Origin of the sequence: Ruminococcus sp. (assembly GCF_017650195.1) — a bacterium.
In the GTDB taxonomy this organism is placed as follows: Bacteria; Bacillota; Clostridia; order Oscillospirales; family Ruminococcaceae; genus Ruminococcus.
In genome coordinates this window covers 1-13,873 of sequence record NZ_JAGCFH010000108.1, presented here as the reverse complement: position 1 = coordinate 13,873, position 13,873 = coordinate 1, and the positions used below count along the sequence as shown (strand labels likewise).

Below are 13,873 nucleotides of genomic sequence, written 5' to 3'. Positions count from 1 at the left end.
TTAGGTATTCCGTAGGTCTATATTTGTTTTTACTAATTCGAGAGGGTGTGTTTTATGTCATCAAATGCGCATAGACGCATAAAGTCTGTAAGCTACGCTAAGTATGGCTATCTTTTTATTTTACCGTTTTTTCTTGTTTATTTCTTTTTCCAATTATGGCCGCTTATCAATACCTTTATAGTAAGCTTCCACGGCAATGGAAAGACAGTTGCTGACTGGGTGGGGTTCCAGAATTATCAGGATATTCTTTTCGGCGGCGATACACGTAAACAGCAGGTTATTCACAAGACATTTTTCTCCTGTCTTAAGAATACGTTTATCCTCTGGGGAGGTAACTTCATTCCTCAGCTTGCACTTTCTTTATCCTTGGCTGTTTGGTTTACGGAAGCACAGTTAAAAATACCAGGAAAAGGCTTCTTCAAGGTAGTAATGTATCTTCCCAATATCATTACTGCTGCTTCAGTAGCCGTTCTTTTCCTTCAGCTCTGCGGTCAGTCACAGACAAACCCAGGTGCGCTGAATCTTATCCTTTATAAATTAGGACTTGTCAAGAAGGACGTTATTGGACAGGGACTTTATTCTACTTTTCCTTTCGTTGACGGTTTGTGGCAGTCACGTATAGTAGTAATGTTCATACAAACATGGATGTGGTTTGGTAATACCATGATAATGCTTATGTCAGGTATTCAGGGTATCAATCCGTCACTGTTTGAAGCTGCAAGCATCGACGGAGCTACATCTGGACAAGTCTTCAGGAAGATCACTCTTCCTCTACTTACTCCAATCATGGCATATACTCTTATTACTTCCATGATCGGAGGACTTCAGATGTTTGATATTCCTTATCTTTATAGAAAGACCCAGACAGTTAACGATAACATAAAAACAGTTGCCGTTATGATATTCCAGTACTTCCATGCACAGGCTAACGAAAACAAAATGGGTTATGCAGGTTCTGCTTCAGTGCTGCTGTTCTTTATTACTCTTGCCCTTGGTCTTATTGCTTTCTACCTTACACGCGATAAAGACGAAATTGCTAAGAAAAAGCAGCGTAAAAAGGCTGCACAAGAGCTCAGGAAGGAAAGCAAACAGTTCGGAGGTATCGGCGTATGAGCAATAATATGAAATCTTTGTATGGTAAAGCTAAGGACAGCTATGCATTAAAGATCAAATTAAAATCTGGTATACTTTTACTGTGGTTCATTATCCTTACTATAATATGTTTGCTTCCGATATATGTACTGGTTATCAACGCTACTCGTTCGCATACGGATATTTCCAACGGACTAAGCTTTGTTCCGAGTACATATCTTAAGTCAAATTTTGACAAGGTATTACATGAGCCTGTTTTCAAGTTTGCGTTCAATATCTTTCACGGCTATAAGAACAGTCTGTTTATCACATGCTGTTCTACATTCCTGACAGTATTCTTTTCAGCACTCACTGCTTATGGAATACATGTTTATGATTTTAAACTTAAGGAGATATCATATACGGTCATTCTCCTTGTTATGATGGTACCTATGCAGGTAACATCAGCCGGATTTGTAAAATTTATGACAGACGTAAAACTTACAAATACCTATTGGCCGCTTATAATCCCGGCAATTGCAGCTCCTGCGGTAGTATACTTCATGAGGTCATACATGAAGTCTTCATTCCCGCTGGATATCGTTGAAGCTGCACGTATTGACGGAAGCGGAGAGTTCAGGACTTTCTTATCTATTGCAATTCCTATGATGAAGCCCGCTATAGCAGTTCAGGCTATATTCGCCTTCATCGCGAGCTGGAATAATTTCTATAACCCTAATATGATACTTATTAATGTTAGTTTGAAAAAGAAAACACTTCCTATGATGGTTTCTTCACTTTCATCATCTGATAAGTTCAATGATTATGGTACGATTTATCTGGCTATCGCACTTTCTATTATTCCGATAATAATTGCGTATGTAGCTCTTTCAAGGTTTATCATTGCCGGTGTCGCACTCGGCGGTGTTAAGGAATGAGCCTAAAAAACAGTACACTTTATGTGTGCTGTTTTTTTTGTTCTATCATTTCTTTTCAATGCATAATATTAGGTAAAGGAGATGATTAAAATGACTGGCAGTACAAGCTTTAAAACAGTTTTAAGCTATCTTCCAGAAAAGATGCGCAAATTTATATCTGATATACCTGAAGAAATGCTTTATAGTCTTATGGAATTTAGAATACGGGCAGGAGGTCCCGTTTATTTTGTTTTCCCTGATAAGACTAAATATCTTTTAAAAGGAGGAGGACTCGCTGAAAAATATACAGATGATTCTTATAAAGTTGGTACGGCTGCTATACGTGAGATTATTGACAGACTATCACATTTTTCGGTACACAGCTGCAAAAAACAGTTTTCAGAAGGCTGTTTTGTTATTGAAAACGGTATAAGAGTAGGCATATCCGGCATATATTCCACATCTGATGATCCTTTACTATATGAATATTCCTCACTGAACTTTCGTATCCCAAGATGCATAAATGGATGTGCGGACAGAATATTCAATGAGACCTTATATAAAAATGTGATTATATGTGGAGGTGTGAACTCCGGAAAAACTACAGTTTTACGAGAACTATGTAGATTGAATGGTAATATACGCAAGGCTTCGCTTATAGATGAAAGAAATGAAATAGCCTGTGTTTTTAACGGTGTACCTACAAACGATGTTGGAACAATGACAGATATCCTGACTAATACGAATCGTTCAGCGGGGATAATGTCAGCAGTAAGGACGCTTTCACCGGAAGTGGTTTTTTGCGACGAGATTTCATCTTTGAAAGATTCTAAGGCGATATTAAACGGTATAGGATGTGGAGTGAATTTTGTTGTTACAGCTCATGGAAGTACTATGGCAGAGCTTTATAAAAGAAGCGAGATAACATATCTGATAGAAAACAATGCTATAGATTATATTGTATTCCTTTGCGGAGCTTCATTTCCTTCGAAGGTAAGAGAAATCAAGAGGATAGGTAATGTTAATACGAATATCAGCAGTGATATTGATAATACTTTGCGGAGCATTCTTTGGAGTAGATCGCTCGGAGAAGCTGAAAAAAAGAGTGGATTTATGTCGTGATATTGAAAAAATGCTTTATATATGCGAATACTCCATAAAGAGCAGTGATGAAGATGTTTATGGAATAACAAAAAGAATTGAAGAAGCTGACCTTCCGGGGATTTGTTTTATAAAAAATATACCTGTATCATACAAGGCGGGCGCAAATTTCAGAGTTGACTGGGAGCGTGCAGTTTTTAAAAGTCAGCTTCCTTATGAAGAAAGAAATCTTCTAATAGAGTTTGGATCTGTATTAGGCACAAGCGATACAGAAAGGCAGCTGAGAACAATATCTGCATTTATTGACGAAGTTCATACTCTGTATGAGCAGAGACGTTTTGAGTATATGAAAAAAAGTAAGCTTTACCGCACTCTTGGTATGCTTGCTGGAATAATGATAGGTATTATTATAATATGAGGTCAAAAAATGAAGATCGATCTTATTTTTAAAATAGCAGGCACAGGAATAATCGTAGCCGTTCTTAATCTTGTGCTTAAACGCGCCGAACGTGAAGAACAGGCTATGATGACAACTCTTGCTGGTCTAATAGTTGTATTAATTGTTATCATAGATGAGATAGGTAATCTTTTCGACAAGGTTAAAAACGTTTTTGGTTTATGGTAGGAAATTGCTTTACAGTGTGCGTGTTCTGCATTGGAGGAGCACTTTTTTCATTGCTTTTGAAGCAGTACTGCTCGGAACATTCGCTTTTACTTTCAGCAGCCGTATGTACTGCGGTGTTTACGGCTTCAATACTTTTGCTGGAAACTCCATTGGAAGAAATAAAGAATATACTATCATCATCAAATATTCCCGAAAGCTATATTTCAGTTTTATTCAAGTCTATTGGCATTTGTTGCATAACGCATATTTCATCGGAGATTTGCCGTGATAGTGGAGAAGCTGCAATGGGAGCAGCAGCCGAATTATGGGGACGGGGAGCACTTATTGCAATAAGTATGCCTGTTATAAAAGGATTTATCGAATTAGTAGGAAGTATTATGTAGGTGAGATATGAAAAAAATCGTAATTACATTCTTCATAATTGTATTGCTTTTTATGATAAGCATACCATTTAATACTTATGCAGAAGCTATTAACAGTGCCGAAAGTGAGTACCACGCGGAACTAGATGATATTATGGAACAATTTGATATAGAGTTCGACACTTCTGAAACAGATAGTATCACTTTAAAGCAATTTGCAGAAAGAGTTGTAGATCATGCCGGTATATCAAAATATAGAACATTAAAGCTTCTTTCGACAATAATGATCATTACATTGATAACAGCTGTGCTAAAGTCAGTGGGAAGCGGCATCATAAAGAATCCAACTGATATTTATGGTTCCGTATCTACGCTGACGACGGCAGCAGTTATTGCACCGGAATTATCACAGGTTTTCAGTCACAGTATTGAAGCTGTCAGGCTGAGCGGCAGCTTTATATCAGTATTTATCCCTGTTTACGCTGGAATAACTGCTGTTTCAGGCGGTACAGTCACAGCGGGAGTATACGATATCGCAGTCTTAACAGCATCAGAGCTGATTGTTGGTCTATCAAACTGTTTTATGATGCCACTTTTAACAGCTTCGACACTTCTTTCTATTACGGGAAGTGTTTTTTACGGCTTTGATATGAGCAACTTAGTGAATTTTCTAAAGAAAATTATCACATGGTTCATAACTTCGGCAATGCTGCTATTTACTGGATATACATCGTTAAAATGTTCGCTTGCAGGAAAAGCTGATGGAGCAGCGACAAAAACGGCTCGTTTTGTTATATCAGGACTTGTTCCTGTAGTGGGAGGAGCGGTCTCTGATGCGTACTCGACTGTTCGTAGTAGCTTTGGAATAATTCAGGGTACTGTAGGTACGGCAGCCTGTTTTGGTATAATATTATTGCTTATGCCAACTGTTTTGCAGATATTAGCTGTTCGACTTGTAATGTGGGCTGGCACAGCAATTTCTGGGCTTTTTGAAGAAGAACCGATGACAAAGCTTCTGCGTTCACTTGACAGCACGCTTTCGATCGTTCAGAGTGTACTGATATGCTATGGCATGATGTTTATACTATGTACTGCCGTAATTATGAATAATTCCGGAGGCTGATTTAGTGGATATAGTAACAGCAGTTCGCAGCCTATGCTTTGTGTCAGCTGGATTATGTCTGTTGAGGATTCTTACAGAAGGTACAAGGCTTCAAAAACAGACGGAACTTGTATTCAAGCTGGTATTCTCGCTAGTATTTGCATCAATGTTGATAAACGGTTTCAGGAATACTGAACTTCAGAAAATACCGCAGATTGATGTATCTGACTACAGTCATGCAAAGGCAATATACAGGAATGAACTTGCAAAAAAAGCGGCCGATAATATCAGTAATATACTATATTCCCAACTCGAAGCAGCAGGTATTGAAGTTGAGAAAGTTGAAACGGATATTAATATTTCTGAAAACGGTAACATAAATATTAATAGGATCATTATCAGTTCCTCAGATCCTGAATCTGCTGAAGATCTGATACGCAAAAGTCTCGGACAGGAAACGGAGGTCATAAATGGAATGGGCTGAAAAGGCAAGGGAGTTAATAAAAGACAGGAAATGGGCTGTATTTATGACCGTTTGCGGTGTCATAGGAATGCTTCTGGTAATGATATCCTCTTTTATCCCCAATAAGGATACTATAAAAGAAAGCAAAGCGGCTGAAAGCCGTCAAAAAGCTGAGGATTTCTGTCTTACACTTGAAAAAAGGCTTACAGATTTTTTAGGCAAGATTGACGGTGCAGGAGAGGTGAGAGTATTTATATCAGCAGGCAGTAGCGAAAGGTATGTTTATGCAACAGAAGGACGTCAAAGCATCTCTGATAATAAAACAGATGAGGAAGAAAAATATGTTATAATCGGCAGTGGGAGTGAGAGAAACGCTCTGATGGAAACAGTTGAGAGCCCAAAGATCACTGGTGCCGTTGTTCTTTGTAGTGGCGGAGACAATTTTGTAGTATGTGAGAGAATCTACAGTGCAGTATCTGCCGCGCTTGATCTTCCTGTAGGAAGAATATATGTATCAAAACTTAAATAAAGGAGATAAAATATGAAAAAACCTTCAATTATAATAGGAAAAAAGCAGATAATAATGACTTGTCTTACACTCATGCTTGCTGTTGCAGTGTACATAAACTATGCAACATCGCCTGAGATAATGTCTGATGCAGAAGCTTTTACAATGCAAGATAAAAATGAAAATATAAGATACGGTGAAACAGAATTTGTAAACGCGGAAGCTACTCCGGTATCTGGAGACTATTTTTCACAGGCAAGGCTTGACAAGCTGAAGGATCGCGATCAGGCTGTTCAGACACTTCAGACAATGATAGGAGGAGGGGATGTTACAGAAAACGAGGCAGTTGTAAATGCGCTTGATGCTGTACAGGTATCTAAACTTATTGAAAGCGAAGGAACTATAGAATCTCTGGTAAAGGCGCAAGGATTTCAGGACTGTGTAGCATATCTTGACGGAGAAAACGCAAAGCTTGTTGTCAAAACAGAGGGACTTGACAAGGCTCAGGCAGCCGCTATAAAAGAAATAATCCTTGGCGAAACTTCGGTTCCGGCAGAAAATATCAGAATTTTTGAAGTAAAATAGTTGAACTGAGAGAAATTATTTGGTATAATATAATAGTAAGGGTGTATGCACAGTTTTGATTAAAAATTACACTCAAATATGTGCCGATGGAGGTTTATTATGGAAGTTGGAGATATGAAACCGCAGGTTTCAAGCAGACTTAAGATATCAGATGATGTTATAATCGCCATTGCCAAGCTTGCAGCTCTCGATGTAAAGGGAGTTGCAGGACTTGAAGGCGAGGTCGGCAAAATGAGCAAGCTCAGGAAGAACGGTCCTATAAAAATTAGCATGATGGGTGACGTTGCAGCTATAGATATGAGGATAGTAATAAAAAGCAGTGAAAAAGCCTGCAATGTAGCACAGGAAGTTCAGACAGCAGTCAAGGAGAATGTTCAGAACATGACTGGAGTGCCTGTTGCAAGAGTTAATGTTACTGTCAGCGGAGTAGTATTTGAATGATAAGAAGATATGTCCCTGATGATCTTGAAGGTGCAGCAGAGGTTTTTCGTTCTGCATTTGCAGGAGAACCATGGAACGAAAACTGGGATAAAGAGCTTGCCTCAACGAGGATAAGGGAGCTTATGTCCTCACCGCAGTCTGTGGGGTACGTCTGTGACGACGGTGGGATAATCAGGGCAGTACTTTGTGGAAGGATACTTACATATCTGCACGGGAAAGAATTTTTGATCGACGAATTCTGCGTTACTCCCGATATGCAGCACTGCGGCATAGGTTCCGAGGTGCTTGAGTATGCAAGAAAAGACCTTGCTCATGACAATATTGTTGCAATGGCTCTTCTGACAGGCAATGGCAAGCCGAGTCAAATGTTTTATATAAAAAATGGATTTAAAGAGATAGATGACATGATATTCATGTATTATTTCTTTGAAAAAAAGGAGCGTATAAATGACCAGACGTGAAATAAGAGACAGCGCTTTCAAGCTTGTTTTTGAGCAGCTTCTGCGCGATGATGATATAAACGAGCTATATGAGATAGCTGAGGAGATAGATGAGATAACCGTAAACGAAGAGGTAAAGAAGATCGTTGAGGGAACTCTCGAACATGCCGAGGAGCTTGACGGCATTATTTCAAAATACAGCAAATCAAGAAGCATTTCAAGAATATCAAAGCTCAATCTTGCTATACTTCGCATTGCTATGTACGAGTCGCGTTACGATAATAATACTCCTATGAATGCCGCTATCAGCGAAGCTATAAAGCTTTCCATGATGTATACGTATAAGGAGGATACCGCCTTTATAAACGGCGTTCTTGGAGCATTCTCACGCGATTCACAGAAGGAAGAAAAGGAAAATGCCTGAATATCTCGGCGTTGATACAAGTAATTATACTACATCTGCCGCAGTATATATAAGTGAGGAAAACAGGATATATCAATGTAAAAAACTGTTGCCAGTAAAAGATGGCGAGCTTGGACTTCGGCAAAGTGATGCGGTGTTTCATCATACAAAGCAGCTTCCTGAAATGATAGAAAAACTTTTCGGTGAAAACAGCATAAAAGCTCCCGAAGTTGTAACTGCTTCTTCTAGACCGCGCAACATTGACGGTTCATATATGCCCTGTTTTCTTTGCGGAGAAGGCTTGGCCCGTTCTTATGCAGCTATTACGGGAGCGGAAATGTTCACGACTTCTCATCAGGTCGGTCATATTCTCGCTGCACTTTATTCTGCGGACAGGCTTAAGCTGGTAAAGGAAAGGTTCATTGCTTTTCATGTCAGCGGTGGAACGACCGACTGTCTACTATGTGAGCCTGATGATGATAATATAATAAATGTGACCGAAGTCGGAACATCTCTCGACCTCAAAGCAGGACAAGCAATAGACCGCACAGGTCTGATGCTCGGTCTACATTTTCCATGTGGAACCGAACTTGAAAAGCTTGCGGTCGGTGCTGATAAAATGTTTAAAGTAAAGCCTGTTCTGAAGGACGGCAGTTGCTGCCTTTCAGGAGTGGAAAACAAATGCGGTAATATGCTGAAAAAGGGTGAAAGCCCTGAGAATATTGCGAAGTATTGCCTTGATTTTATTGCCGAAACGATAATAGCTATGACAGGCTATGCAATAGAAAAAAACGGTCAGCTGCCCATTGTTTTTGCAGGCGGAGTAATGTCAGATGTTATTATACGTGACAGTATATTGGAACATTTTCCTTTGGCAAGCTTTGCGGAACCTCAGTTTTCATGTGACAATGCCGCTGGAGTTGCAATATATGGCTATTTAAAGAGTATGGGAGTAAGATAAATGCCTGTAATCACAGTTACACAGATAAACAGATATATAGCCTCGATACTGAAAAACGACAGAAATATCCAAGGTGTAATGGTACGCGGTGAGATATCGAATTATGTAAGGCACTTCCGCAGCGGACATATTTATTTTACTCTTAAGGATCAGGAAAGCTCTGTAAAAGCAGTAATGTTTGCAAATTCGGCTGCACGTCTGAGGTTTGAGCCGGAGGACGGAATGTCTGTAATAGTTTCAGGAAGCATTTCTGTCTATGAACGGGAGGGGGCATATCAGCTTTACGTAAATGATATAATACCTGAGGGCGTAGGAGCGGCTGTTGCAGCTCTTGAACAGCTTAAAAAGAAGCTTCAGAAGGAAGGACTATTTGATATTGCTCATAAGCGGCCAATACCTTCAATGCCTAAAAAGATCGGTGCTGTTACTTCTCTTAATGGTGCAGCTGTAAGAGATATAATAAATGTACTGACAAGACGCTATCCGCTTTGTGAGTTGTTTGCTGTAAACGCCCTTGTTCAGGGGGAAGGAGCGGCTGATTCAGTATGCAGAGGCATACTTAAAGCAGAAGCGGCAGGCTGTGATGTTATAATTGTAGGACGAGGCGGAGGTTCAAGTGAGGATCTCAGTGTTTTTAATACCGAAAAGGTCGCTTATGCGATATATAACTGCAAAGTGCCAGTCATATCTGCAGTAGGGCATGAAACTGATTATACGATAGCAGATCTTGCAGCTGATCTGAGAGCGCCAACTCCATCAGCAGCAGCGGAGCTTGCTTCGCCAGATATAGCATTACTTTATGAAAAACTTTCGGTTATTGAACGCCGAATCGAAAAAGCTACTGTAAATCAGTTTGATAAGTCGACAGACCGGTTCATTGCGCTTAATGCAAGACTTTCGGCTCAATCTCCTGAGAAGCGTTTGCAGCTTACAGGAGAGCATATTTCCGGTCTTGAAAAGCGTATTGAAGCGGCATATCTCAGGTATATTGACAAGCTTGAGCGGATTTTTGCTGAAAATACCGCAAGACTTGACAGCCTTAGTCCACTTAAGGTGCTTTCACGTGGATATTCATTGGTTTATAAGGAAGATAAGCTCTTGATCAGTTCCGAAAGTCTTGAAAAAGGCGATAATATAAGCATTACATTTGGAAGCGGCGGAGCAAAGGCTGAAATAAAAGATAAATGGTGATAAAATGAAGGAAAAGAATACCTTTGAGGATAATATGAACGAGCTTGGCAGAATAGTTTCAGAGCTTGAAAAAGGCGATATTCCCCTTGACAAGGCTGTCAAGCTGTATGGTGAGGGGTTAAAGTTGTCAGCAGCCTGCAGAAAGCAGCTGGATAAAGCACAGATTAAAATAACGGAGGACGGCGGAGAGGCTCCGTCAGAGGAATAGAAAATGAATAGTTTTAAAGAGAAATTAAGCGAATACATTTCATTTACTGAAACCAATCTTAAGGCGTACAATTCGCATTCGCCAGAAATGATGGCTCAAAAAAACCTTATAGACGCAATGTATTATTCACTAGAAGCAGGAGGAAAACGGATACGTCCTGTACTTGTGTATGCATTTTGTAATGCGCTTGGTGGCGATTACAAAAATGCAGCTGCTCCTGCTGCTGCGATAGAGATGATACACACGTTTTCTCTTATACATGACGATCTACCTGCTATGGACAATGATGATTACAGACGTGGAAAACCGTCGTGCCATAAGGCTTTTGGTGAAGCAATGGCTATACTTGCCGGTGATGCGCTGTCCGTTCTTCCATTTGAGATAATTGCAGACGATGACAGGCTTGATGCCGGAAGGAAATTAAATATAATTTCATGTCTTGCAAAAGCAGTCGGCAGAGAGGGAATGATAGGCGGACAGGTCATAGACATGGAAAACGAAACAAAAACAGATGTTGATGAAGCAAACCTCAGGAATATGTACCGCCATAAAACAGGTCAGCTCATAGCTGTATCCTGTATGATTGGCTGTATATGTGCTGGCGCTGATGGTGATAGGATAAAGGCAGCTGCTGATTACGGATTCAGGCTTGGTCTTGCTTTTCAGATCATAGATGATATCCTTGACGTTACCAGTACCACGGAGGAACTCGGAAAGCCGGTAGGCAGCGACGAAGAGGAAAATAAAACTACTTTCGTGACTCTTTACGGAGTTGAAAGGGCTCAGGAAATCGCAAATGCCGTGACCAATGAAGCTCTTGCATATCTTGATAAATTCGGAAATGACGCCTTTCTGACGGAGCTGACCGAGATGCTTCTGAAAAGAAAGAATTAAAATAAGGAGCTGCGGAGTATTTTCCGCATTCGTTTAAAATGAAGGACAATACAAGTATGAATGAAAAGGTTACACTTGAGGAACTTCGACTTCCGCAGGACCTGAAAAAGCTTTCTCTTTTCCAGTGTAACGCACTCTGCAAGGAGATACGCAATATCCTTATATCCACTGTTTCAAAGACAGGCGGACATCTTGCATCAAATCTTGGCGTTGTAGAGCTTACAATGGCAATACACCGCAATTTTAATTCTCCCGAGGACAAGATAGTATGGGATGTAGGACATCAGTCTTATACTCATAAGATACTCACCGGTAGACTTGATAGGTTTTCAACTCTGCGTCAAGAGGGGGGGATATCCGGCTTCCCTAAGCCAGAGGAATCACCACATGATACTTTCATAAGCGGTCATAGTAGCACCTCTGTTTCAGTAGCGTGTGGTATTGCCGAAGCAATGAAGCTTCAGGGTAAGGATAACTATGCTGTTGCTGTAATTGGCGACGGAGCTATGACAGGTGGAATGTTCTATGAAGCTATCAACAACTGCGGAAGAGATAAAAGAAGCAATCTTATCGTTATACTTAACGATAACAATATGTCTATTTCCAAGAGTGTAGGATCTTTGTCAAAGTATCTAACTTCACTCAGAAATACTGAAAAATACCTTAATACCAAGAGAGCGGTAGAACGCGGACTTGGCAAGATTCCCCTTGTAGGAACAAGTGTTGCAAAGGGTATCAAAAACGTCAAGGATTCTGTAAAATCAAACATTCTTGAACAAAGCACAATGTTTGAGGATTTGGGATTCATTTATCTTGGTCCTGTTAACGGTCACAGCTTGTCAGAGCTTGAAGAGGTTTTTCACATGGCGAAATCCTACCACCAGCCTGTTTTCATACATATCAAAACAATAAAGGGAAAAGGCTATCGTCCTGCTGAAGAGAATCCCGGAGAATATCACGGTATATCAAAGTTTGATATAGCTACAGGAAATCCCGAGGTAGCTGCCGCAGACAGCTACTCTACTGTTTTTGGCAGAGAGCTTGTAAAGCTTGCAGATAAGGACGAGCGGATATGCGCTATTACAGCTGCAATGAAATATGGAACAGGATTGCAGTTTTTCCATTTTAAATATCCGGAAAGATTCTATGATGTCGGCATTGCCGAGCAGCACGCCGTAACTTTTGCAGGTGGACTTGCTTCAATGGGAATGATCCCTGTTTTTGCTGTATATTCAACCTTTCTTCAGCGTTCATACGATCAGCTCGTACATGATGTCGCTATAGGAAAGCTTCATGTTGTTCTCGGAGTTGACCGTGCCGGAATAGTAGGCGAGGATGGTGAAACGCATCAAGGACTTTTTGATGTTCCGATGCTTACTTCTATACCCAATACGATTATATATTCTCCTTCATGCTATATGGAAATGAAAATGTGCATGAGAAATGCGGTCAATGAAGACACGGGGCTTGTAGCAGTACGTTATCCCCGTGGTGCCGAGAGGGTCGAATTTGATCAGTCAGATATAACTACAGACTGGCTTTTCAAACTGATATGTAACAGCGAAACGCTTATCATAACTTATGGCAGACTGTACAACGAAGCATATAAAGCTCAGAAAAAACTCAGGAAAGAGAATATAAACTGCGATATACTCAAACTCACAAAAATACATCCTCTTGATGGCGGGCTTGGAGAAAAGATAGTGAAATATAAAAGAGTTATTTTCTTTGAGGAATCCTTCGGTAAAGGTGGTATTTCCGAAAAGATAGGCGATATTCTTTCAGAGCTAGGCTACTGCGGTGATTATAGCAGAATTACTGCCGAAGGCTTTGTAAAACAGGCATCTGTAAAGTCATGTCTTGAGAAGCTCGGAATGACAAGTGGAAAAATGATAGAATACATCAAGGAAAGGTGCATATCTGATGCCGAGACTTGACAGTGAGCTTGTATCCCGTGGACTTGCAAGAAGCCGTGAGCGTGCCAAGGAGATGATAAACTCTGGAAGCATTACTGTAAATGGAAAAATTGCTAAAAAGCCCTCTGATGAAGTTTATGCAGAAGATGTTATAGTTTCTTCTGAAAATGATAAATATGTTGGCAGGGGAGCGCTAAAATTAGAAAAAGCTGCGAGTGAATTTTTCATTGATTTCAGAGGAAAGATATGTCTTGATATCGGCGCGTCCACTGGCGGTTTTACCGATTTTATGCTACAGCACGGAGCTGAAAGGGTTTATGCGGTTGATGTCGGACATGGTCAACTTGCCGAGTCCCTTGTAAAAGATACACGCGTCGTTAATATGGAGGGCACGGATATCCGTAATGTTACAGCTGAGGATATTGGCGGTAAAGCCGATTTTATATCTGTTGATGTATCTTTTATTTCTTTGACGAAGATACTTCCTAAGGTGTATGAGCTCCTTTCTGATGGTGCAGCTGCAGCCATACTTATAAAGCCTCAGTTTGAAGCAGGCAAGAGCGATATCGGAAAGCGTGGTATAGTAAAAGATAAAAAAGTCCATTTTCGTATACTGACTGATATTGACAGTTTTATAAAGTCTATAGGCTTTATTCCAGAGATGTATACCATTTCGCCAATAAGG

Annotated in this window: 19 protein-coding genes; all 19 read left to right on the top strand. The window is 40.2% G+C overall.

Annotation, left to right across the window (positions count from 1 at the left end; genetic code table 11):
• Positions 1 to 54 precede the first annotated feature (54 nt).
• Positions 55 to 1,113 carry a sugar ABC transporter permease gene (locus tag J6U00_RS05315; RefSeq protein ID WP_296579911.1) on the top strand — a complete coding sequence of 353 codons (1,059 nt, stop codon included), beginning with the start codon at positions 55 to 57 and terminating at the stop codon, positions 1,111 to 1,113.
• Positions 1,110 to 2,009, top strand: a complete 900-nt coding sequence (locus J6U00_RS05310) for a carbohydrate ABC transporter permease (RefSeq protein ID WP_296579909.1) — start codon at positions 1,110 to 1,112, stop codon at positions 2,007 to 2,009. Before J6U00_RS05315 ends, J6U00_RS05310 begins: the two co-directional genes overlap by 4 nt.
• Positions 2,010 to 2,099: 90 nt before the next feature.
• Positions 2,100 to 3,110 carry a hypothetical protein gene (locus J6U00_RS05305; RefSeq protein WP_296579907.1) on the top strand — a complete coding sequence of 337 codons (1,011 nt, stop codon included), beginning with the start codon at positions 2,100 to 2,102 and terminating at the stop codon, positions 3,108 to 3,110.
• A complete protein-coding gene (locus J6U00_RS05300; protein WP_296579905.1) occupies positions 3,007 to 3,507 on the top strand; it encodes a stage III sporulation protein AB in 501 nt (166 codons plus the stop codon). The genes J6U00_RS05305 and J6U00_RS05300 overlap by 104 nt, the downstream gene beginning before the upstream one ends.
• Before the next feature lie 9 nt (positions 3,508 to 3,516).
• Positions 3,517 to 3,714, top strand: coding sequence for a stage III sporulation protein AC (spoIIIAC, locus tag J6U00_RS05295; RefSeq protein WP_296579903.1), 198 nt, complete (start codon positions 3,517 to 3,519; stop codon positions 3,712 to 3,714).
• Between the two features lie 149 nt (positions 3,715 to 3,863).
• A complete protein-coding gene (locus J6U00_RS15165; RefSeq protein WP_365718179.1) occupies positions 3,864 to 4,097 on the top strand; it encodes a SpoIIIAC/SpoIIIAD family protein in 234 nt (77 codons plus the stop codon).
• Between the two features lie 7 nt (positions 4,098 to 4,104).
• On the top strand, positions 4,105 to 5,199 hold the full coding sequence (locus J6U00_RS05285; RefSeq protein ID WP_296579890.1) for a hypothetical protein: 1,095 nt from the start codon (positions 4,105 to 4,107) through the stop codon (positions 5,197 to 5,199).
• 4 nt (positions 5,200 to 5,203) lie between these two features.
• On the top strand, positions 5,204 to 5,662 hold the full coding sequence (locus J6U00_RS05280) for a hypothetical protein (protein ID WP_296579888.1): 459 nt from the start codon (positions 5,204 to 5,206) through the stop codon (positions 5,660 to 5,662).
• A complete protein-coding gene (locus J6U00_RS05275; protein WP_296579885.1) occupies positions 5,649 to 6,170 on the top strand; it encodes a hypothetical protein in 522 nt (173 codons plus the stop codon). The genes J6U00_RS05280 and J6U00_RS05275 overlap by 14 nt, the downstream gene beginning before the upstream one ends.
• A 12-nt stretch (positions 6,171 to 6,182) precedes the next feature.
• Complete coding sequence (locus J6U00_RS05270) at positions 6,183 to 6,734, top strand: SpoIIIAH-like family protein (RefSeq protein WP_296579880.1); 552 nt, start codon at positions 6,183 to 6,185, stop codon at positions 6,732 to 6,734.
• 99 nt (positions 6,735 to 6,833) lie between these two features.
• Complete coding sequence (locus tag J6U00_RS05265) at positions 6,834 to 7,175, top strand: Asp23/Gls24 family envelope stress response protein (RefSeq protein WP_296579874.1); 342 nt, start codon at positions 6,834 to 6,836, stop codon at positions 7,173 to 7,175.
• Positions 7,172 to 7,636 (top strand): GNAT family N-acetyltransferase, encoded by a 465-nt coding sequence (locus J6U00_RS05260; protein WP_296579871.1) that lies wholly within the window; start codon positions 7,172 to 7,174, stop codon positions 7,634 to 7,636. Before J6U00_RS05265 ends, J6U00_RS05260 begins: the two co-directional genes overlap by 4 nt.
• Positions 7,623 to 8,039, top strand: coding sequence for a transcription antitermination factor NusB (nusB, locus tag J6U00_RS05255; RefSeq protein WP_296579869.1), 417 nt, complete (start codon positions 7,623 to 7,625; stop codon positions 8,037 to 8,039). The genes J6U00_RS05260 and nusB overlap by 14 nt, the downstream gene beginning before the upstream one ends.
• Positions 8,032 to 8,979, top strand: coding sequence for a peptidase M22 (locus J6U00_RS05250; RefSeq protein ID WP_296579867.1), 948 nt, complete (start codon positions 8,032 to 8,034; stop codon positions 8,977 to 8,979). The genes nusB and J6U00_RS05250 overlap by 8 nt, the downstream gene beginning before the upstream one ends.
• On the top strand, positions 8,980 to 10,170 hold the full coding sequence (xseA, locus tag J6U00_RS05245) for an exodeoxyribonuclease VII large subunit (protein ID WP_296579864.1): 1,191 nt from the start codon (positions 8,980 to 8,982) through the stop codon (positions 10,168 to 10,170). It begins immediately after the preceding gene.
• Positions 10,171 to 10,174: 4 nt separating this feature from the next.
• Positions 10,175 to 10,378 (top strand): exodeoxyribonuclease VII small subunit, encoded by a 204-nt coding sequence (xseB, locus tag J6U00_RS05240; protein WP_296579862.1) that lies wholly within the window; start codon positions 10,175 to 10,177, stop codon positions 10,376 to 10,378.
• Positions 10,379 to 10,381: 3 nt separating this feature from the next.
• Positions 10,382 to 11,272 (top strand): polyprenyl synthetase family protein, encoded by an 891-nt coding sequence (locus tag J6U00_RS05235; RefSeq protein WP_296579858.1) that lies wholly within the window; start codon positions 10,382 to 10,384, stop codon positions 11,270 to 11,272.
• A gap of 56 nt (positions 11,273 to 11,328) precedes the next feature.
• On the top strand, positions 11,329 to 13,209 hold the full coding sequence (gene dxs, locus J6U00_RS05230; RefSeq protein WP_296579854.1) for a 1-deoxy-D-xylulose-5-phosphate synthase: 1,881 nt from the start codon (positions 11,329 to 11,331) through the stop codon (positions 13,207 to 13,209).
• The coding region (locus J6U00_RS05225) for a TlyA family RNA methyltransferase (RefSeq protein ID WP_296579851.1) at positions 13,196 to 13,873 on the top strand (678 nt) is incomplete at its 3' end. The genes dxs and J6U00_RS05225, both read left to right, overlap by 14 nt.

Excerpts from the sequence above, each read along its gene's own strand:
- J6U00_RS05305 (WP_296579907.1), top strand. The coding sequence starts at position 2,100 with ATGACTGGCAGTACAAGCTTTAAAACAGTTTTAAGCTATCTTCCAGAA.
- J6U00_RS05285 (WP_296579890.1), top strand. The coding sequence starts at position 4,105 with ATGAAAAAAATCGTAATTACATTCTTCATAATTGTATTGCTTTTTATG.
- J6U00_RS05315 (WP_296579911.1), top strand. The coding sequence starts at position 55 with ATGTCATCAAATGCGCATAGACGCATAAAGTCTGTAAGCTACGCTAAG.
- spoIIIAC (WP_296579903.1), top strand. The coding sequence starts at position 3,517 with ATGAAGATCGATCTTATTTTTAAAATAGCAGGCACAGGAATAATCGTA.
- J6U00_RS05300 (WP_296579905.1), top strand. The coding sequence starts at position 3,007 with ATGTTAATACGAATATCAGCAGTGATATTGATAATACTTTGCGGAGCA.
- J6U00_RS05250 (WP_296579867.1), top strand. The coding sequence starts at position 8,032 with ATGCCTGAATATCTCGGCGTTGATACAAGTAATTATACTACATCTGCC.
- xseB (WP_296579862.1), top strand. The coding sequence starts at position 10,175 with ATGAAGGAAAAGAATACCTTTGAGGATAATATGAACGAGCTTGGCAGA.
- nusB (WP_296579869.1), top strand. The coding sequence starts at position 7,623 with ATGACCAGACGTGAAATAAGAGACAGCGCTTTCAAGCTTGTTTTTGAG.
- J6U00_RS05275 (WP_296579885.1), top strand. The coding sequence starts at position 5,649 with ATGGAATGGGCTGAAAAGGCAAGGGAGTTAATAAAAGACAGGAAATGG.
- dxs (WP_296579854.1), top strand. The coding sequence starts at position 11,329 with ATGAATGAAAAGGTTACACTTGAGGAACTTCGACTTCCGCAGGACCTG.
- J6U00_RS05235 (WP_296579858.1), top strand. The coding sequence starts at position 10,382 with ATGAATAGTTTTAAAGAGAAATTAAGCGAATACATTTCATTTACTGAA.
- J6U00_RS05265 (WP_296579874.1), top strand. The coding sequence starts at position 6,834 with ATGGAAGTTGGAGATATGAAACCGCAGGTTTCAAGCAGACTTAAGATA.
- J6U00_RS05270 (WP_296579880.1), top strand. The coding sequence starts at position 6,183 with ATGAAAAAACCTTCAATTATAATAGGAAAAAAGCAGATAATAATGACT.
- J6U00_RS05260 (WP_296579871.1), top strand. The coding sequence starts at position 7,172 with ATGATAAGAAGATATGTCCCTGATGATCTTGAAGGTGCAGCAGAGGTT.
- J6U00_RS05310 (WP_296579909.1), top strand. The coding sequence starts at position 1,110 with ATGAGCAATAATATGAAATCTTTGTATGGTAAAGCTAAGGACAGCTAT.
- xseA (WP_296579864.1), top strand. The coding sequence starts at position 8,980 with ATGCCTGTAATCACAGTTACACAGATAAACAGATATATAGCCTCGATA.